This window comes from Bradyrhizobium sp. LeoA1Lang, from assembly GCF_055413685.1.
The window spans coordinates 1-18,797 of the sequence record NZ_JBVAPG010000095.1 but is presented as its reverse complement, the minus strand read 5'-3'; the positions used below and the strand labels follow the sequence as shown (position 1 = coordinate 18,797).

Genomic DNA, 18,797 nt, shown 5'->3' with positions numbered 1-18,797 from the left:
AATTATGTCAGATAGTGCCCAGCCGCAGCAATTATTGCATCTCGTCATTGGTGGCGAGCTGATCGACCTCCAGCACAACACCTTCAAGGATCTCGATAAGGTCGAGATCGTCGGCGTATATCCGAACTACGCCAGCGCTCACGTGGCCTGGAAGGCGAAGGCGCAGCAGACCGTGGACAACGCCCACATGCGCTATTTCATCGTCCACCTCCATCGGCTGCTCGATCCGGGTCAAGACACAAAGCCCTCCCTTTGAAACGTCTGATTCGCGATTTTTTGCGCAGCGGCCTCGTGCAGCGTGCGCTGGGCCTGCTTGCGGCCGAATATCTGCGGCTGGTCTGGCTGACCAACAGGTTCAGCCTTGAGCCGCCTGACGTCTACGAGCAGGTGGAACCGCAGATGCCCTGCATCTTCGTGTTCTGGCATGGCCAGCACCTGATGACCCCCTTCATCCGGGTCAGGGGAAACCACCGCGCCAAGGTCCTGGTCTCCCGGCATCGCGACGGCGAGTTCAACGCGATCGCGGCCGAGCGGCTCGGCGTCGGCACCATCAGGGGGTCGGGCGACCATTCCGGCAGTTTCCACCGCAAGGGGGGCGTCGGCGCCTTCAAGGAGATGCTGCGGGCGCTGGAGGATAAGTGGAACGTCGCGACCACCGCCGACGTGCCCAAGCAGGCCCGGGTCGCCGGTCTCGGCGTCATCATGCTGGCCCGCCAGTCGGGCCGGCCGATCATGCCCTTTGCCATGGTGACCAGCCGGTTCATCCGGTTGAAAAACTGGGATTCCACCACCATTAATTTGCCATTCGGACGGGGCGCACTGGTGGGCATCGATTCCGTGGAGGTGCCGCCCGACGCCGACGCCGAGATGATGGAAACGTTGCGGCTCAGGGTGGAGGCCTTGCTGAACGAAGCGACCCGGAAGGCCTATGCGGCCGTCGGGCGTCCGGAGGGAGCTCTTGGCTAACTCGCTGCCGATGACGTTGCGGGTCTACCAAAGACTGTCGTCCGCGATGGTGCCGCTCGCACCTGCGCTGATCCGGCGGCGGCTGAAGCTCGGCAAGGAGGATCCGGCTCGCGTTGGCGAACGGCGCGGCGTCAGCGCCGATGTGCGGCCGCACGGGCCGCTGGTCTGGATCCATGGCGCCAGCGTCGGCGAGGTGCTGGCGGCGGCGGCGCTGATCGAGAAACTGCGCGAGCTCAATTTGCGCATCCTGCTCACCTCCGGCACCGTCACCTCGGCGGCGATCGTTGCCAAGCGCTTTCCGCCTGACGTCATCCATCAATATGTGCCCTATGATACCCCGCGCTATGTCGCGCGCTTCCTCGACCACTGGCGGCCGTCGCTGGCGCTGTTCATCGAGTCGGACCTCTGGCCGAACCTGATCCTTTCTAGCTCCGCGCGCCGCCTGCCGATGGTGCTGATCAACGGACGGATGTCGCAGCGCTCGTTTCCGCGCTGGCAGCGGATGTCGCACACGATCTCGGCCCTGCTCGACCGTTTCGACATCTGCCTGGCCCAGTCGAGAATAGACGCCGAACGCTTTGCGGCGCTCGGCAGCCGCAATGTCGTCATCACCGGCAATCTCAAGCTCGACGTCGCGGCGCCGCCGGCCGATCCTGCCAAGCTGGAGCGGCTGATGGCGGTGACGCGCGGCCGGCCGATCGTGGTCGCGGCCTCCACCCATCCCGGCGAGGAAGAGCAGCTCGTGGAAGCGCATCGCGCGCTTGCGGGATTCTTTCCCTCGCTGCTCACCGTGATCGTGCCGCGCCATCCCGATCGCGGCGAAGCGGTTATGCGCGTTGTCGAGGCCGCCGGCCTGCACAGTGCGCTGCGGTCGCGCGAGGAACTGCCGATTGCGACCACCGATATCTATGTCGCCGACACCATGGGCGAGCTCGGCCTGTTCTATCGGCTGGCGCCGATCGTGTTCATGGGCGGCTCGCTGGTTCCGCACGGCGGCCAGAATCCGATCGAGGCCGTGAAGCTTGGCGCCGCGATCGTACACGGTCCGCACGTGTTCAATTTCACCGATGTCTATGAGGCGCTCGACCGTGCCGGTGGCGCGCGGCGCGCGGAGACACAGGAAGCATTGGTGAAGCAGCTCGGCCAGTTGCTGGACAATGCCAAGGCGCGCGAAGCCTCGCTTGGGGCCGCCGAACATGTGGTGCAGCAGCTCGGCGGCGCGCTGGAGCGAACACTTGCGGCGCTCGAACCGTATCTCTTGCAGTTACGGATCGAGATGGGAGCCGCCAATGCGTGAGCCGGCCTTCTGGCACGGTCCGGCATCCTGGAAATCGCATCTGTTGCAGCCGCTCGCCACGCTCTACGGCGCCATCGCCGCCAGGCGTCTGCAGCGCAAGGGGATCGACGCCGGCATTCCCGTGCTCTGCGTCGGCAATTATCATACGGGCGGTGCCGGCAAGACGCCGACTGTGCTGGCGCTGGCGAAGCTGCTGCGCGAACTCGGCGAAGTGCCTGTTGTGCTCAGCCGCGGCTATGGCGGCGAGTTGCGCGGGCCGGTGCAGGTCGATCCTTCCAGCCATTCCGCCGCCGATGTCGGCGATGAGCCGTTGATGCTGGCCGAGCGGCTACCGGTCGTGGTCGCGCGCGATCGCGCTGATGGCGTCGCGCTGGTGAAGTCGCTCGGCGCGAGCGTACTGGTGATGGATGACGGCTTCCAGAACCCGGCGGTCGCCAAGGATGCCTCGATCATCGTGATCGATAGCCAACGTGGCCTTGGCAATGGGAAAGTGTTTCCGGCCGGCCCGTTGCGCGCGCCGTTGGCGCCGCAGGTTGCGCGCACCGACGCGCTCGTCGTGGTCGGCGACGGTACTGCTGCGAAGATGCTGGCGACGGAGATTGCCGTGCGCGGAAAGCCCGTGCTGGCGGCGCAGCTTCGGCCGGACGATGCATCGCTTACGTCGCTGCAGGGCCGCCGCGTGCTCGCCTTTGCCGGTATCGGCGATCCCGCGCGCTTCTTCAACACCCTCCGCAACAGCGGCGTCGACGTTGTCAGGGAGAGCGCCTTCCCCGATCACCACGTGTTCTCGAAGGCCGACATCGATAGCCTGGTGTCGGAGGCGAGAGGCGACGGGCTGACATTGGTGACCACGGAGAAGGATCTGGCGCGGCTCAAGCAGCGCGGTGAACTACCGGTCTGGGCGCAGGCGGTGGTGCCGTTCGCGGTGACACTGGAGTTCGAGGATGCAGCATTGCTGCGCAAATTCGTCTCAGACAGCCTGTCCAAAGCGCGCGGAAACAGGCTCCGTAGCTGACGTCCCCTTTCGTAGCCCGGGTGGAGCGAAGCGCAACCCGGGACATCTGTGTCCGCATTGAGAGGGCCCCGGGTTACGCTGGCGCTCCACCCGGGCTACGGCAGCACTATCCCTGCTTCAGCGCTGCGGGAAAATGCCGCTGCAGCACCGCGGTCGGGGTCGCATAGGCCTCCTGCAGATCGACGCTCCAATATTTCAGTTCGTCGAGCGGGATCCGTACGTCCGTGATGGAGCAGCGCACATAAGTTCCGGGCGAGACCACGCGGAAATCGCCATCGAGATATTGCACCTGCGCTTCGCCATGACCCGAGGGACCGAACTTGTTCAGCACTATGAAACTCTCCGCCCGGCCTTAACGCGAGGCCTCGTTGGGGTTGCGGTTTATACCTACCATAAATAGGCTGTAATGTCCGCAGGTTAAACCACCGACTTGTGATGAATTGCGGCCAGACTGCATGATAGTTTCGCACCCGTGGTCCGCTCGGTCAGCAGCGCCACCATGATGCGGCCAATTGAGATGCGGTTTTTGTCAGCAGCCATTTTCCTGACGCTCGTTGCCGTGGCTTCCGCTGCGACGGCCGCGCCGCTGCCTGCGCCCCATCAGGTCGATATTCCCGCCACCAATCTCACGTTGCACGCGCAGCTCTACAAGCCCGACGGCGACGGCCCGTTTCCGACCGTGATTGCGCTGCACGGCTGCGGCGGCCTCGCCGGGCGTTCGGAGCCGGTCTTGCCGCGCTACCGCGACTGGGCGGAACAATTGCTCCGGACCGGCCATGCCGTGCTGTTGCCCGACAGCTACGGCTCGCGCGAGGTCGGCCCGCAATGCCGGGTCAAGGATCGGGAACGGCACGTGCTGGCGCGCCGCGAGCGGGTCGCTGATATCATGGCGGCGCGGCAATGGTTGATGCAGCAGCCCTGGGTGGCGCATGAGCGCATCAGCCTGATCGGCTGGGCCAATGGCGCCAGTGCGCTGTTGTGGGCCGTGCGGCCGCAACTCCCCTCGCGCAGCACCGAGCCGGATTTCCGCTCGGCGATCGCGTTCTATCCGGATTGCCGGCTGTCCTCCAGGCTCGGCTGGAGCACGCGGGTGCCGACCTTGGTTATGATCGGCGCCAACGACGATGTCAGCTCGCCGCCGGCCTGCCACCAGATGGTCGACGGCGCGCGCGGCCGCAGCGCGCTGGCGCGGATCATCACCTATCCCGGCGCCTATCACGACTTCGATCTCGCCAATCTGCCGCTGCGTGCGATTGCCGGAACAGCCGATGCCGCAATGCCCGAGGTCGGCCACATCGGCACCGACGCAGAGGCGCGCACCGACGCGCAGAAACAGGTCGCCGCCTGGCTCTCGCGTTAGTGCCAGGTGAGGGCTCTCTCCCTACTGCCGTAGCCCGGGTGAAGCGCCAGCGTAACCCGGGGCCGCTCGCAACGCGGACACAGGTGTCGCGGGTTACGCGTTCCGCTCCACCCGGGCTACAGGCTAGAACAGGCTGCCCTGGTCGACCGGCTTTGCGACCCGCTTTGGCGCGGGTTTCGTGTCGCGCGTCACCGGCTTGGGCTGGGGCGTCGGCGCCGCGGCGACAGAGTGGTCGCCATCGGCGGTAGCAGCCACGCGGCCGTCGGCGAACTCGATCGACAGAAGCGCATTCGGCGCGACGCTGGCCGCGGCATGCACGGGATGTCCCGCTTCGTCGCGCACCAGGGCAAAGCCGCGGGCGAGCACGCTGCGATAGGAGAGGGCGGCCAGCAATTTTCCGCTCTGGCCGACGCGCGCGTCGAGCCGCTGTAGCAGCGTGACCATGGCGCGTTGCGCGCGCTCGGCGAGCCGATGGGTGCGTTCGCGCTGCCGCGCGATCGCATTGCGCTGCGCCTGCGCATTGGCGAGCTTGGACGCCTTGAAGCGAACCTCCAGCCCCGTAAAGCGCTCGCGCCGGCTGCGCAGGAGCGAGCGCGCGGAAAGGGCGATGCGCTCGCCTGAGACGGTCAGGCGCTGCCTGGCGTGCGAAATCTGCCCGTGCAGCACCCGCAGCGTCAGCCGGCCGCTGGTGGAGGCGAAGCGGCGGAAATGCGCGTGCGTATTCGCCTTCAACCCGCGCGGCAGTGCTGCGCCGAGGTGATCCAGCCGCTGCCGCGGGATCGCCAACAGTTCGCTCGGCGCCGGCAGCGCGCGCGCTGCGGCCCGCAATTCGTTGCGGCGGGCCTCCTGGCCGCGCTGCCAGCACACGGACACGCGCCGAGCCAGTGCTGCGATCTCGGCGAGCAATTCGCTGCGCACCGGCACCGCCATTTCGGCGGCCGCGGTCGGCGTCGGCGCGCGCTTGTCGGCGGCGAAATCGATCAGCGTGATGTCGGTCTCGTGACCAACTGCTGAGATCAGCGGGATCATGCTGTCGGCGGCGGCGCGGACCACGATCTCCTCGTTGAACGACCAGAGGTCCTCCAGCGAACCGCCGCCGCGCGCGACGATCAGCAGGTCCGGTCGCGGAATCCTTCCGTCTTCTGGCAGCGCGTTGAAGCCGCGGATTGCGGCGGCAACCTGCTCGGCTGAGCCGTCGCCCTGCACCTTGACCGGCCACACCAGAACGCGGCGGGGAAAGCGGTCCTCCAGCCGATGCAGGATATCGCGGATCACGGCGCCGGTCGGCGAGGTGACGACGCCGATCACCTCCGGCAGCCAGGGCAGGAGCTGCTTGCGCGCCTCGTCGAACAGGCCTTCGGCGGCGAGCTTCTTCTTGCGCTCCTCCATCAGCGCCATCAGTGCGCCGATGCCGGCCGGCTCCAGCGACTCGATCACGATCTGGTATTTGGAGGAGTTCGGATAGGTCGTGAGCTTGCCGGTCGCGATGACCTCGAGCCCCTCCTGGGGCTTGAAGCGCATGCGGGCGTGGGCGAACTTCCAGATCACCGCCTCGATCTTGGCGTTCTCGTCCTTCAGCGCGAAATAGCAATGGCCGGAGGAATGCGGGCCCCGGAAGCCCGTGATCTCGCCGCGGACCCGGACATGGCCGAACCGGTCCTCCACCGTTCGCTTCAGCGCGGAGGACAGTTCCGAGACGGTGAATTCGGGCGCATTGAGCAGATTCGGTGCAGCGGTCATCACTTGTTAGAATCGGGCTTTTTAGGCGCGGGCGCAAGGTCCTGGGGTGCCAACCAGCCCGTCAGGCCACATATCCACATCAAGCCCGAGCCATTCCTTGCGGCGGCGTGATGCCGTGCTAAACCGTCGCGCTACGGCGCGGCAACCCTTAAATTCTGACTGCAATCGCATGAACATTCTCCTGATCGGTTCCGGCGGCCGCGAACATGCGCTGGCGTGGAAGATCGCCGCCTCTCCGCTGGTGACAAAGCTGTGGTGCGCCCCGGGCAATGCCGGAATCGCACGCGAGGCCGAATGCGTGGCGCTCGATGTGGCCGATCATTCCGCCGTGATTGAATTCTGCAGGCGCAACGCCGTCGATCTTGTCGTGGTCGGCCCGGAGATCCCGCTGGCAGCGGGGATCGTCGACGATCTCGCCGCTGCCGGCATCAAGGCGTTCGGTCCGAGCAGGCTGGCGGCGCAGCTCGAGGGGTCCAAAGGGTTCACCAAGGATCTCTGCCGCGAGTTCAACATCCCGACCGGCGCCTACCGCCGCTTTGACAATGCCGATGATGCGCTTGCCTATCTACGGGCGCAGGGCGCGCCGATCGTGGTCAAGGCTGATGGCCTCGCCGCCGGCAAGGGCGTCGTGGTGGCCAAAACGCTGGACGAGGCGGACGCCGCCATCGCGATGATGTTCGAGGGCGCGTTCGGCTCGGCCGGCACTGAGGTGGTGATCGAGGAGTTCCTGTCGGGCCGCGAGATCAGCTTCTTCGCGCTGTGCGACGGCGAGACGGCGATCCCGCTCGCCTCCGCGCAGGACCACAAGCGCGTGTTCGATCACGATGAGGGGCCGAACACCGGCGGCATGGGCGCCTATTCGCCGACGCCGTTCGTGACGCCTGAGATCCACGACCAGATCATGGCGCGGATCATCCTGCCGACCGTTGCCGGCATGAAGCAGCGGGGCATTCCGTTCCGCGGCGTGCTCTATGCCGGCGTGATGCTGACGGAGCAGGGGCCAAAACTGTTCGAATACAATGTCCGCTTCGGCGATCCGGAATGCCAGGTGCTGATGCTGCGGATGATGTCCGACATCGTGCCGGCCTTCCTCGCCGCCTGCGACGGGCAGTTGAAGAATTTTGACCTGCGCTGGTTCCCCGAGCCGGCGCTGACGGTGGTGATGGCCGCCAAGGGCTATCCCGGCGATTACAAGAAGGGCACGCGCATCGAAGGGCTCGACGAGGCCGCCCAAATCGAGGGCGTCGAGATCTTCCATGCCGGCACGGTCGAGAAGGATGGCGCCATCCTCGCCAATGGCGGCCGCGTGCTCAACATCTGCGCGTCGGCCACGACCGTGACCGAAGCCAAGCAGCGCGCTTACGCTGCGATCGACCGTATCCGCTGGCCGGACGGCTTTTGCCGCCGCGACATCGCCTGGCAGGCGGTGGAGGCCGAGCAGGGCTAAACTCGATCCGAAATTCAGAGGAGGTACGCGAATGTCCGATCTCGCCGATCTTTTCCCCGGTTATGCCTCCGAATGGATCAACACCTCCTCAGGCCGCATCTTCGCGCGCGTCGGCGGCAAGGGGCCACCGCTGCTGTTGCTGCATGGCTTCTCGTCCACGCATGTGATGTGGCATCCGGTGGCGCCAAAGCTCGACGACAGGTTCACGCTGATCATCGCCGACCTGCCGGGCTATGGCTGGTCGGACATGCCGGAGAGCGACAAGGACCACACGCCCTACACCAAGCGCGCGATGGCGAAGACGATGATCGAGGCGATGGAGAAGCTCGGCCATGTGCAGTTCGCGCTTGCCGGTCACGATCGCGGCGGCCGCGTCTCCTATCGGCTGGCGCTCGATCATCCGGGGCGGCTGTCCAAGCTCGCGGTGCTCGATATCCTGCCGACCTATAATTACTGGGAGCGCATCAACCGCCTCTATGCGCTGAAGATCTATCACTGGACCTTCCTGGCGCAGCCGGCGCCGTTTCCGGAGACGCTGATCCTGGGCGCGCCGGATTTCTTCCTGAAGCACAAGATGGCGAGCCAGACCAAGTCGAAGACGCTGGACGCCATCGATCCGCGCGCGCTGGAGCATTATCTGGCGCCATTCCGCGATCCCTCGCGCGTGCATGCGATGTGCGAGGATTACCGCGCCGGCGCCTATGCCGATTACGAGATCGACAAGGCCGATGTCGAGGCCGGCCGGAAGATCACGATCCCGATGCTGGCGCTGTGGGGCGATGCCGGGATTGCGAGTGCGGCCGCTACGCCTCTCGACACCTGGAAGCAGTGGGCAACCAATGTCGTGGGCGCGCCGGTCGACTCCGGCCATTTCCTGACCGAAGAAAATCCGGAAGCCACGGCAAAGCTGCTGCGGGAGTTCTTTCTCGCTTCGTAGCCCGGGTGGAGCGCAGCGCAACCCGGGAAGACACGGACTCCAGAACCCCGGGTTGCGCTGCGCTCCACCCGGGCACCGGGAAGTTCACCGCCGCTCCCGGAAAAACTCCCGCAATAGCACTGCGGCCTCTCGCTCGCCGATGGCGGGATAGATTTCCGGCCGGTGATGGCAGGTGGGCTGCGCGAAGAACCGCACGCCGGACTCCACCGCGCCGCCCTTCGGATCGGCCGCGCCGTAATAGAGCCGGCGGATGCGGGCGAACGAGATCGCGGCGGCGCACATCGTGCACGGCTCGAGCGTGACATAGAGATCGCAATCCACCAGCCGCTCGGTGCCGATCGCCTCCGCGGCCTGCCGGATCGCCAAAATCTCGGCATGGGCGGTCGGGTCGCGGTCGGTCAGGGTCCGGTTGCCGGCGGTGGCGATCACCTCGTAGCCCCGGACGATCACGCAGCCGATCGGAACTTCGCCGGCCTTTCCGGCGTTTTCGGCGGTTTTCAGCGCCAAATCCATGAAAGAAGGGGCAGTCATGCCTCGTATCATCGCAAGAAACCTGCTACTAGCTGCGCCTTCAGCAAAAGTGGATGCCCGGTTTTTGCGTGAGATTGCGGCTCGATAACGGGCACGCATGAGCGCCATTTGCCCCCTAAGTGAGACTATTCATGCCCCGCGACAGCGACAAAAACAACGATTCCCGCGGTCGGCGTGATCGGCCGGGCGGCAAGGGCCGCTCCGGCAAGGCGCGCGGGCCGGAGAAGAAGTTCGCCAAGCGCGGCTTTGGGACCAGGGATTCTGCCGGAAAGCGCGATGATGCAAAGCGCGACTTCGGCAGCAAGCGCGAAGATCGCCCGTTCCGCCGCCGCGACGGGGATGAGGCGCCGCGCCGGGACTATGGCGACAAGCCGCGCTTCAACCGCGACGACCGCCCGCGCGGAGAGCGAACGTTTGCCGACCGCCCGTCGCGCGATGGTGAGAAGCGGCCGTTCAAGCCGCGCGGCGACCGGCCGAGGTTTGGCCGGGATGACCGCGGCGGCGAAAAGCTCCCCTACACCCCGCGCGCCAATCGCGACGATGCCCGTCCGGCGTCGCGGTTTTCCGATCGCAAGTTCGGCGACAAGAAGCCCTACGCTTCGCGCGATCGTGACGGCGAGAAGCGATCCTATGCACCACGCGGCGAACGATCCTTTGGCGACCGTCCATCCCGCGATGGCGATCGGCCCGAGAGAAAGTTCGGCGGCGACAGGAAATTCTCGCGCGGTGCTGCCGACCGCGGGGATCGGGCGCCGCGCAAGGATTTCGGCGACCGCCCGCCGCGCGGCGAGTCCAAGCCGTGGGAGAAGCGCGAGCGCAATTCCGATCGTCCGGAACGCAATTTCGGCAGCTCGCGCGATTTCGACCGGCCGAAATTCGACAAGCCGCGCTATGACCGGCCGCGCGACGATCGCGGCGGCGACGAGCGCCCTCGCTTTTCGCGCGCGCGCGACGACCGTCAACAGGGCGATCGTCCATTCCGCGAGCGGCCGAAATTCGATCGTCCCCGCGAGCGCGATGATCGCAAGTTCGATCGTGGCCGCGAGCGCCCCGAAGGACGCACCGACTGGCAGGAGCATCCGCGCAGCGAAGGACGTTTCGGCGACCGTCCGCGCCGCGACAATGAGGATGAGAGCAAGATCTTTGCGAAGCGTCCGGCCTTCGGCGGCCGCGGCGCCTATCGCGAACGACCGGCAGATTTCGAGAGACGGCCGCGTCCGGAGCCGAAGACGAAGAAATCCGGCGAGCGCATCGCCAAGGTGCTGGCGCGTGCCGGCCTTGCCTCGCGCCGCGACGCCGAGGAAATGGTGACGCAGGGCCGCGTCACCGTGAACGGCCGCGTCATCAATTCGCCGGCGCTCGACGTCACCGCCAACGATGTCGTCGCGGTCGACGGCAAGCCGTTGCCGCCGCGCGAGCGGACCCGGCTGTTCATGTATCACAAGCCGCGCGGGCTGATGACGACGCATGACGATCCCGAGGGGCGGCCGACGGTGTTCGACAATCTGCCTGAAGGCCTGCCGCGGCTGATCAGCGTCGGCCGGCTTGATTTCAACACCGAGGGATTGCTGCTGCTGACCAATGACGGCGGGCTCGCCCGCGTGCTCGAATTGCCCGACACCGGCTGGCTGCGCCGCTATCGCGTCCGCGCCCATGGCGAGGTGACGCAGGCGCAGCTCGATGAACTGAAGAAGGGCGTCGAGGTCGAGGGCGTCAAGTACGGTCCGATCGATGCGACGCTGGAGCGCGACCAGGGCTCGAACGTCTGGCTGGTGTTCGCGATCCGCGAGGGCAAGAACCGCGAGGTGCGCAACGTGATGGCGCATCTCGGGCTCGAGGTGAACCGGCTGATCCGGATCTCCTACGGTCCGTTCCAGCTCGGCGAGCTCGAGGAAGGCAAGGTCGATGAGGTCAAGACGCGGGTGCTGCGCGAGCAGCTCGGCGAGAAGGTCGCCAAGCTTGCGGGCGTGGACTTCGCCCGGCCAGAGCACCATGCCGACGGTGACGACGATGCGCCACGCGACAGGAAGCCGTCCAAGCCGGCGAGCAAGCGCGCCGTGATTGCCGACCGCAAGGGCCGCCGCGTGCTGGTGCAGCGCTCCGGCAGTGAGGAAGCGCGCATCCGCAACGAGGAAGAGAATGCCGGCTACGGCCCGCCACGCCGCGTCAAGCGCACCTATCACGGCAAGCGCGACCTGAAGCCGAAGGACGAGTAGCTGGGCGATGGCTGCAGAGACGTCGCTGGCTCTCGCGCCGTCATGGCCGGGCTTGACCCGGCCATCCACGCCTTTCTTGCGCCGTGGACCGAAGCACGTGGATGCCCGGGACCCGGCTACGCGAAGGCTTCGCCGGGCGCGCCAGTGTCAGTCCGGCGAAGCGACAGCGAAGACGGGCAAGCCCGGGCATGACGGAGAACCGTGAATGCGCGTCGTCGGGGGACGATTGAAGGGCCGCAATCTGGCCGCGCCATCCTCGCGCGACATTCGCCCGACCGCGGATCGATTGCGCGAGTCCGTGTTCAACATCCTCGTCCACGCCTATGACGATCCGATTGAGGGGGCGCGGGTGCTGGACCTCTTTGCCGGCACCGGCGCGCTCGGCATCGAGGCGGTGTCGCGCGGCGCGAAGTTCGCGCTGTTCGTCGACAACGGCGCCGAAGCCCGCGCGCTCCTCCGCAACAACGTGGAGTCGTTGGGGCTCGGTGGCGTGACAAAAGTATTCCGCCGCGACGCCACCAATCTGGGCCCCGCGCATCCCGTCGAGCCGTTCTCGCTGGTGTTCCTGGATCCGCCCTACGGCAAGGGAATGGCCGAGAAGGCGCTGGCCTCGCTCCGCGACGGCGCGTGGCTGACGCCCGGCGCGCTCGTGGTGGTGGAAGAGGCGAAGGCCGCCGCGTTCGCCGCGCCTGACGGCTTCGAAGAGCTCGAGCGCCGCGCGTATGACGACACCGAGTTCGTGTTCTTGAAGGTGCCGTAGGGTGGGCAAAGCGCAGCGTGCCCACCATTGCGAGCGGAGTGCTTGATGGTGGGCACGCTACGCTTTGCCCACCCTACGCGTCCCGCGCAGCTCACCGCCGCCCGAACAGCTTCTCGATATCCGACAGCTTCAATTCCACATAGGTCGGGCGGCCGTGGTTGCACTGGCCGGAGTTCGGCGTGTCTTCCATCTCGCGCAAAAGCGCGTTCATCTCTTCCGGCTTGAGACGGCGTCCGGCGCGCACCGAGCCGTGGCAGGCCATGGTGGCGGCGACATGCATCAGGCGTCGCTCGAGCGGCAGCGCCTCGTCCCATTCGGCCATGTGCTCGGCGAGGTCGCGGAGCAGCCCGGCCGCATTGGCCTTGCCGAGCAGCGACGGCGTCTCCCGAACCGCAACCGCCCCGGGACCGAAGGACTCGATCGCAAGCCCGTAAGTGGCAAGCTCCTCGGCGCGATCGAGCAGTTTCTCGACCGTGGATTCGTCGAGCTCCACGATTTCAGGAATCAGCAGAATCTGCCGCTGCACGCCGTTCTTGGCCAGCGACGCCTTCAATTTCTCATAGACGATGCGCTCATGGGCGGCGTGCTGATCCACCACGATGAGTCCGTCGCGGGTCTGCGAGACGATGTAGGTCTCGTGGATCTGCGTGCGCGCCGCGCCAAGCGGGCGATCGAGCAGGTCGGCCGCGGGCTGCGCCTCGAAGCGGACATCGGCGGTCGGCGCGCCGACGTCGAAGGCAGCCTGGCCAGGCTCGGCCAACGCGCTTGCGGCCACGCCGTCGAATGAAGGCAACGGCCGCACGGGAAAAGCCGGCGAGCGGCGCCAGTCCCAATTGGTCGGGCGTGGGGGCACGAAGGAAGGACGGAAGGCGGAGAGCGCCGCGCCATCGGTATTGGCCGCGGTGCGCCTTCCTTCGCGCACGAGACCTTCTTTAAGCGCATGCACGATCAGGGCGCGGACCAGGCCGGCATTGCGGAAGCGCACCTCGGTCTTGGCCGGATGCACATTGGCGTCGACCTCCTGCGGCGGCAGCGTGACGAACAGCGCCACCACGGGATGGCGGTCGCGCGGCAGGTAGTCGGCATAGGCCGCGCGCACCGCGCCCAGGATCAGCTTGTCCCGCACCGGGCGGCCGTTGACGAACAGGTATTGGCCGAGCGCATTCGCCCGCGTCAGCGACGGCGCGGCGGCAAAGCCTTCGACCACGACGCCCTCGCGTTCGGCGCGGACCTCGATCGCGCATCCGCGGAACTCGCCCCCGAGAATATCGCCGAGCCGCGTCAGCCGGCCGGGCGCGCCGGGCAGTGCCGCGGCCCAGGTGACCGGCGCGCGCTCCTCGCCGGCGAGCGTGAAGGCGATGTCTGGCCGCGCCATTGCGAGCCGCCGCACCACCTCGCGGATCGCTTCCGCTTCGGTGCGGTCGGTCTTGAGGAATTTCAGCCGCGCCGGCGTCGCGTAGAAGAGATCGCCGACCTCGACGCGGGTGCCCTGGCCGAGCGCCGCGGGCATGACCTCCGATTTCACGCCGGCTTCGACCGAAAGCGACCACGCGTGCGGTTCGCTCGCATGTCGCGTCACGATGTTGAGCTTTGCCACCGCGCCGATCGAGGGCAGCGCCTCGCCGCGGAACCCGAGCGTCCGGATCCGCAGCAGGTCCTCGTCATCGAGTTTTGACGTGGCGTGGCGGTCGACCGCAAGCGCGAGGTCGCCGCGTGTCATGCCGCCACCGTCATCGGTGATCCCGATCCGCCGCCGCCCGCCGCCATCGGTGAAGATATCGATCCGGCTCGCACCGGCATCGATCGCATTCTCCACCAGTTCCTTGACCACGCTCGCGGGGCGTTCGACCACCTCGCCGGCGGCGATGCGATTGACGACCTGTTCGGGAAGCTGGCGGACGGGCATGGCGTGCGTGGCATCGATTCGAGGATCAACCCATTCTAGGCGGGCGCCGCAACAAATGCATGCGTTCGGGTCCGGAAATCCACGCGGCCCTGGGGATGGGACCTGCCTATCATCTTGAAGGCACTGGCATTCGCGGGACGCCGGCTGTGCAGCGCAGGATTGTCGGGTTGTGCGGTCGGGTATATCGTTTAGAAAAATTATAATCTGGCGGGAGGATTCCATGTGTCATCTGTTCGCCCATCAGCCGCAACGCGACTACGAATCGCAGACCAGATCGCTGCGACTTGGCGGCCATTGCACCTCGATCCGGCTGGAACTGGCGTTCTGGGACACGCTGGAGGAGATCGCGGCGAAGGAGGGGATGAGTCTGGCGAAATTCCTCACCACGCTGCACAACGAGGTTCTCGACCATCACGGCGAGGTCAGTAATTTCGCCTCGCTGCTGCGCTGCTCCTGCCTGATCTATCGTTCCAAGAGCGCCGCGTCGCCGGAGTTGCGCGACAGGCCCGCCATTCTCGACGCGGCCGAGTAGGCTCCCTCGCGAGCCTCGTAGCCCGGGTGGAGCGGAACGCGCAACCCGGGACGCCTGCATCAACATCTGCCGGAGGTCCCGGGTTACGCTGGCGCTCCAGCCGGGCTACGGCGCTGCGGGTGCAGGCGTCGTAGCCGCCTCTCCCGCTTGCGGGAGAGGGTTGGGGTGAGGGACTGTCCGTGGGGAGAGAGCCCCCACCCGCCGCGCTTCGCGCGTCGGCCTCCCCCGCAAGCGGGAGAGGCGAAGCGAGCGCGTGGCTAGCATCAGATCCTAAATCTCCTTCCGCTGCATTGCGCCGGCGATGTGGTCGGCTTGCCGGATCGCCAGCGACACGATCGTCAGTGTCGGGTTGCAGGCTGCCCCGCTCGTGAACTGGCTGCCATCCGAGATGAACAGGTTCTTGATGTCGTGGGTCTGGCCGTATTTGTTCACCACGCCATCTTTCGCCTTCTCGCTCATTCGGTTGGTGCCGAGATTATGCGTGCTCGGGTAGGGCGGCGTCGGATAGGTGACGGTGGCGCCGACCGCCTCGTAGACCGCGGCACCCTGCTTGTAGGCATGGGCGCGCATCGCGAGATCGTTCGGATGATCGTCGAAATGCACGCTCGCGACCGGCATGCCGAACTTGTCCTTCGCCTTCGGATCAAGCGTGACACGGTTGGTCTCCTGCGCCATGTCCTCGCCGACCAGCCACATGCCGGCCATCCGCGGATAGCCTTCCATTGCACTGGTGAACGGGCGTCCCCATGCGCCGGGACTGAGGAAGGCAGCCATGAAGGGCAAGCCAAGCGACAGCGTCTCCATCTCGTAGCCCCCGACGAAGCCGCGTGAGGGATCGTTCTTGGCCTCGTCGCGAATGATGCCGGCCATCGTGGTGCCGCGATACATGTGCACCGATTTCTCGAAGGTCGCATACACGCTGCCGGTCATGTGCCGCATGTAATTGCGGCCGACCTGGCCGGAGGAGTTGGCGAGCCCGTCCGGGAACATGGTCGATGCGCTGTTGAGCAGCAGCCGCGGGCTCTCGATCGAATTGCCGGCGACCGCGACCACGCGGGCCTTCTGGCGCTGCATCGCGCCGTTTGCGTCGGCATAGACCACGCCGGTCACCTTGCCGGATTGATCGTGCTCGATCTTGATCACCATGCTGCCCGGGCGCACTTCGAGATTGCCGGTGGCCTCGCCCTTCGGGATTTCGGTGTAGAGCGTCGACCATTTCGCGCCCGACTTGCAGCCCTGGAAGCAGAAACCGATCTGCTGGCAGGAGCCGCGGCCGTCACGCGGTTCGCTGTTGATCGCCATGTTGCCGGTGTGCACGGTCTTGTAGCCGAGCTTTCTGGCGCCGGCCTCCAGCACCTTGAAATTGTTGTTGCCGGGCAGGCCCGGAATGCCGTTGGTCCGCGTCACGCCCATCTTGTTCTCGGCCTTGGCGTAATACGGCTCCATCTCCGCGAGCGTGATCGGCCAGTCCAAGAGATTGGCGCCGGGGATGCCGCCATAGGTGCTCTTGACCTTGAACTCATGCTCGTCGAAGCGCAGCGACGCGCCGGCCCAATGCGTGGTCGAGCCGCCGACCGCCTTCACGATCCATGCCGGCAGGTTCGGAAAGTCCTTGGCGACGCGCCAGCTTCCCGACGTCGTGCGCATGTCCGACCAGGCGAGCTGGGCGAAGCTGTCCCATTCGTCGTTGACGAAGTCCTGGTTCTCGATGCGCGGTCCGGCTTCGAGGATGACGACCTTGACGCCTTTCTGTGCGAGCTCGTTGCCGAGCGTTCCACCGCCCGCGCCGGAGCCCACGATCACCACCACGCCACTGTCATTGAGATCGAATTTTGCCATTGTGATCCTCCCAGAGCGTTGGTTGGTTTATGCCTTCGGGAGCCAGTCGATGTCGGCGAAGCCGCGCTTGAGGTAGCCGCCATATTCGGCGGACGAGCCCTCATAGCCGAACTTCGGCCAGACCTCTTTCTGGTTGTAGAGGGAGACGACGAGGTCACCGCGGATCTTCTGGAAGAACGCGGTCTCTTCGATCCGCTGCAACAGCACCACGCGATCGGCTTCCCAGGGCACCTGCACATAAGGCACCTTGTGTCGGTCGTTGGCCTCCTGGTCGAGCCTGACAACGCCGTCATTGATCAGCGACTTGATCGCGGGATCCTTGGCCGCCTTGCCGTCCCACGGCTTGACCGCGACGATGTAATAACTGTCACCCAGGAAATCGTGCGGATAGATGTCGCGCGCCATCTTCACCAGCGTCTTCAATGTCGCCGGCGTCAGCGTGGTGGCGTCATCGGCCCAGGCATCGCTGATGGTGAGGCCCGTGCTGGTGGCGATAGCGACGGTCGGTACCGCCGTTGCCGCGCCCTTCAGGAAGACGCGGCGATCATATTTGCTTCGACGATCGACTTCTCTCATGGGTTTCCTCCGTGGAATGTTTTGTCATTGTTGATTGGTCGTATTTCTTCGTTCCAGATTATGCTCTAGCCAAAACGGCCGCCGCGCTGGATCACCTCGATCTTGTAGCCGTCGGGATCGGTGACGAAGAAGAAGCGCGCCAGCGTCTTGCCGTTATGCTTGAAATCGCGCAGCGGTCCCGGCACGAGCTTTTCCCGCTCGAACCGCGCATGCTCGGCATCGAGATCGTCGACGATCACAGCGAGATGGCCGTAGCCGTCGCCGAGCGAATAGGGCTCCTTGCGGTCGAAATTGACCGTCAGCTCGACCTCGAACGGCGAGGAGGGGTGGCGCAGATAGATCAGCGCGAAATCGTCGAACTTGAGATGATCGGCGACCTCAAGGCCGAAGGCGCGCGCGTAGAAATCGAGCGACTTCGCCTCGTCGAGCACGCGGATCATCGAGTGAACGGGTTTTGCCATTCAGTTGAGCTCCTTCAAATAGGCGATGATGGCGGCGCGGGTCTCCGGTTTGGCCTGGCGATAGGCCATGATGGAGCCGGGGATCATCGCCTGCGGGTTGGTGAGCCAGGCGTCGAGCCTGGCGTCGTCCCAGACGAAATCGGCTTGCGCGAAGCCGGGTGAATAGTGAAAGCCATCGGCCTTGCCCGCGACACGGCCGACGACCTTGAACAGTGGCGGGCCCTGGCGGACCGGATCGGTGAGGTTCGTGGTGTGGCAGGTCGCGCATTGCTGCTTGAACAGTGCGGCACCATCGGGTGGCTTGGCGGCAGGCAATGGCATCTGCGCAGCCGCGATCGTCGCGAGCAACGCACTGCAACATCCGAGTCCGATTGCTGCCGTCGCGCGTAGCCTTCTCATCCACCTCACCGCCTGTACGCGGTAACTCTAGGTCGCGCGCGAAAGGCGGTGGTAGTAGCGGGCTGTTTCACCGCAGAACAAAACGCGTCGATGAGCAGCTAGGAAAATCGTGCCGGCCAAACCACGTCACGCCGCCGCATATGTGAAGCGCAATTTCGCGAAATTGCCCCGAAATCCCTGCACGATCTCCACACGACGCAGATTGCATGGCGCACGCGTCGTTTGCGACACGTTCAATCCGCGTGAAGGGGAGACCGGCGCAGCAGGCGGCGCATGGAACCGCCGAACCTTCCCGCACGGACAAAATCCAGGAGCAATGGATGAAGCTAGCGAAAACCTCTGTGATCGCGTTTGCCCTCTCGGCCGCACTCGTCGGCCCTGTCCTTGCACAAGGCGCCGCCACCGGCGGCGCGATCCGCGGCGGCGCGCAGGAAAGGAGCGTGGCGCCGGGTGGAATGACGGGTAGCGGCGATGAGGAAATGAACGCGCAGACGGCGGCTCCGACCGGAAAGACCGGCGCGAAGTCCGGCGCCAAGGGCACGGTGGGTGCCGGCGCCGGCGCCGGAGCGCACAAAGGCACGGCGACGGAACCCGCTGCTCCTGGCAGCAAGCGCTACTAGAGCGAGCTCTCTCCCTACGATCGAACCCGTAGCCCGGGTGGAGCGAAGCGTAACTCGGGACCGCTCACTGGAGTGCCCCCCAAAAGTGAGACACGGGAAATTAGGGACAGTTCTCTAACGGAGAACGTATGCCCAACAAATCCCCCCGTGTTTTCAGCCGAGAGTTCAAGCTTGAGGCGGTTCGCCGCATTCTGG

The 18,797-nt window shown here is 65.8% G+C and carries 20 protein-coding genes; 11 read left to right on the top strand and 9 right to left on the bottom strand.

Going from position 1 to position 18,797, the window contains the following annotated elements:
• Positions 1 to 4: 4 nt before the first annotated feature.
• The 4 genes from ACZYOF_RS27455 to lpxK are packed head-to-tail and all read left to right on the top strand — an operon-like array spanning position 5 to position 3,278.
• Positions 5 to 256, top strand: a complete 252-nt coding sequence (locus tag ACZYOF_RS27455; RefSeq protein WP_028166941.1) for a DUF4170 domain-containing protein — start codon at positions 5 to 7, stop codon at positions 254 to 256.
• Positions 253 to 966, top strand: a complete 714-nt coding sequence (locus tag ACZYOF_RS27450; RefSeq protein ID WP_130582982.1) for a lysophospholipid acyltransferase family protein — start codon at positions 253 to 255, stop codon at positions 964 to 966. Before ACZYOF_RS27455 ends, ACZYOF_RS27450 begins: the two co-directional genes overlap by 4 nt.
• Positions 929 to 2,263 carry a 3-deoxy-D-manno-octulosonic acid transferase gene (locus ACZYOF_RS27445; RefSeq protein WP_130582981.1) on the top strand — a complete coding sequence of 445 codons (1,335 nt, stop codon included), beginning with the start codon at positions 929 to 931 and terminating at the stop codon, positions 2,261 to 2,263. The genes ACZYOF_RS27450 and ACZYOF_RS27445 overlap by 38 nt, the downstream gene beginning before the upstream one ends.
• A complete protein-coding gene (lpxK, locus tag ACZYOF_RS27440) occupies positions 2,256 to 3,278 on the top strand; it encodes a tetraacyldisaccharide 4'-kinase (RefSeq protein ID WP_130582980.1) in 1,023 nt (340 codons plus the stop codon). The genes ACZYOF_RS27445 and lpxK overlap by 8 nt, the downstream gene beginning before the upstream one ends.
• Positions 3,279 to 3,384: 106 nt before the next feature.
• On the opposite strand, the gene ACZYOF_RS27435 is transcribed toward lpxK, so the two are convergent.
• Both ACZYOF_RS27435 and ACZYOF_RS27430 read right to left on the bottom strand, forming a co-directional pair.
• Positions 3,385 to 3,609, bottom strand: a complete 225-nt coding sequence (locus tag ACZYOF_RS27435) for a DUF2093 domain-containing protein (RefSeq protein WP_130582979.1) — start codon at positions 3,607 to 3,609, stop codon at positions 3,385 to 3,387.
• Between the two features lie 86 nt (positions 3,610 to 3,695).
• A complete protein-coding gene (locus ACZYOF_RS27430; RefSeq protein ID WP_463702646.1) occupies positions 3,696 to 3,818 on the bottom strand; it encodes a hypothetical protein in 123 nt (40 codons plus the stop codon).
• Here ACZYOF_RS27430 and ACZYOF_RS27425 point away from each other — a divergent pair.
• Positions 3,796 to 4,638, top strand: coding sequence for a dienelactone hydrolase family protein (locus ACZYOF_RS27425; RefSeq protein ID WP_130582987.1), 843 nt, complete (start codon positions 3,796 to 3,798; stop codon positions 4,636 to 4,638). The genes ACZYOF_RS27430 and ACZYOF_RS27425 overlap by 23 nt on opposite strands.
• 123 nt (positions 4,639 to 4,761) lie before the next feature.
• On the opposite strand, the gene xseA is transcribed toward ACZYOF_RS27425, so the two are convergent.
• Positions 4,762 to 6,378 carry an exodeoxyribonuclease VII large subunit gene (gene xseA, locus ACZYOF_RS27420; RefSeq protein ID WP_463717733.1) on the bottom strand — a complete coding sequence of 539 codons (1,617 nt, stop codon included), beginning with the start codon at positions 6,376 to 6,378 and terminating at the stop codon, positions 4,762 to 4,764.
• 169 nt (positions 6,379 to 6,547) lie between these two features.
• On the opposite strand from xseA, the gene purD reads away from it, so the two are divergent.
• Both purD and ACZYOF_RS27410 read left to right on the top strand, forming a co-directional pair.
• Positions 6,548 to 7,825 carry a phosphoribosylamine--glycine ligase gene (gene purD / locus ACZYOF_RS27415; RefSeq protein WP_463717732.1) on the top strand — a complete coding sequence of 426 codons (1,278 nt, stop codon included), beginning with the start codon at positions 6,548 to 6,550 and terminating at the stop codon, positions 7,823 to 7,825.
• A gap of 31 nt (positions 7,826 to 7,856) precedes the next feature.
• Entirely contained in the window at positions 7,857 to 8,762 is a 906-nt protein-coding gene (locus tag ACZYOF_RS27410) for an alpha/beta fold hydrolase (protein WP_463717731.1), read from the top strand.
• An 84-nt stretch (positions 8,763 to 8,846) separates the two neighbouring features.
• On the opposite strand, the gene ACZYOF_RS27405 is transcribed toward ACZYOF_RS27410, so the two are convergent.
• Positions 8,847 to 9,305, bottom strand: a complete 459-nt coding sequence (locus tag ACZYOF_RS27405; RefSeq protein ID WP_282530302.1) for a nucleoside deaminase — start codon at positions 9,303 to 9,305, stop codon at positions 8,847 to 8,849.
• 119 nt (positions 9,306 to 9,424) lie between these two features.
• On the opposite strand from ACZYOF_RS27405, the gene ACZYOF_RS27400 reads away from it, so the two are divergent.
• Together ACZYOF_RS27400 and rsmD are read left to right on the top strand one after the other, a co-directional pair.
• A complete protein-coding gene (locus ACZYOF_RS27400; protein ID WP_463717730.1) occupies positions 9,425 to 11,509 on the top strand; it encodes a pseudouridine synthase in 2,085 nt (694 codons plus the stop codon).
• A gap of 205 nt (positions 11,510 to 11,714) precedes the next feature.
• Positions 11,715 to 12,269 carry a 16S rRNA (guanine(966)-N(2))-methyltransferase RsmD gene (gene rsmD, locus ACZYOF_RS27395; protein WP_394567171.1) on the top strand — a complete coding sequence of 185 codons (555 nt, stop codon included), beginning with the start codon at positions 11,715 to 11,717 and terminating at the stop codon, positions 12,267 to 12,269.
• Positions 12,270 to 12,360: 91 nt separating this feature from the next.
• Here rsmD and mutL read toward each other — a convergent pair whose 3' ends face one another.
• Entirely contained in the window at positions 12,361 to 14,175 is a 1,815-nt protein-coding gene (mutL, locus tag ACZYOF_RS27390) for a DNA mismatch repair endonuclease MutL (protein WP_463717729.1), read from the bottom strand.
• 220 nt (positions 14,176 to 14,395) lie between these two features.
• Between mutL and ACZYOF_RS27385 the strand changes: the two genes are divergently transcribed.
• Positions 14,396 to 14,707 (top strand): ribbon-helix-helix domain-containing protein, encoded by a 312-nt coding sequence (locus tag ACZYOF_RS27385; RefSeq protein WP_028163938.1) that lies wholly within the window; start codon positions 14,396 to 14,398, stop codon positions 14,705 to 14,707.
• A 270-nt stretch (positions 14,708 to 14,977) separates the two neighbouring features.
• Here ACZYOF_RS27385 and ACZYOF_RS27380 read toward each other — a convergent pair whose 3' ends face one another.
• The 4 genes from ACZYOF_RS27380 to ACZYOF_RS27365 form a co-directional block, all read right to left on the bottom strand.
• The gene (locus ACZYOF_RS27380) at positions 14,978 to 16,546 is read right to left on the bottom strand and encodes a GMC family oxidoreductase (RefSeq protein WP_463717728.1); all 1,569 of its coding nucleotides are present in this window, start codon (positions 16,544 to 16,546) and stop codon (positions 14,978 to 14,980) included.
• 27 nt (positions 16,547 to 16,573) lie between these two features.
• Entirely contained in the window at positions 16,574 to 17,122 is a 549-nt protein-coding gene (locus ACZYOF_RS27375) for a gluconate 2-dehydrogenase subunit 3 family protein (RefSeq protein ID WP_130584168.1), read from the bottom strand.
• A 65-nt stretch (positions 17,123 to 17,187) separates the two neighbouring features.
• Complete coding sequence (locus ACZYOF_RS27370; RefSeq protein ID WP_463717727.1) at positions 17,188 to 17,583, bottom strand: VOC family protein; 396 nt, start codon at positions 17,581 to 17,583, stop codon at positions 17,188 to 17,190.
• Positions 17,584 to 17,904: a c-type cytochrome gene (locus ACZYOF_RS27365; protein ID WP_165421577.1), complete on the bottom strand. Its 321-nt coding sequence runs from the start codon at positions 17,902 to 17,904 to the stop codon at positions 17,584 to 17,586.
• A 398-nt stretch (positions 17,905 to 18,302) separates the two neighbouring features.
• Between ACZYOF_RS27365 and ACZYOF_RS27360 the strand changes: the two genes are divergently transcribed.
• A complete protein-coding gene (locus ACZYOF_RS27360; protein ID WP_130584170.1) occupies positions 18,303 to 18,602 on the top strand; it encodes a hypothetical protein in 300 nt (99 codons plus the stop codon).
• Positions 18,603 to 18,797 lie beyond the last annotated feature (195 nt).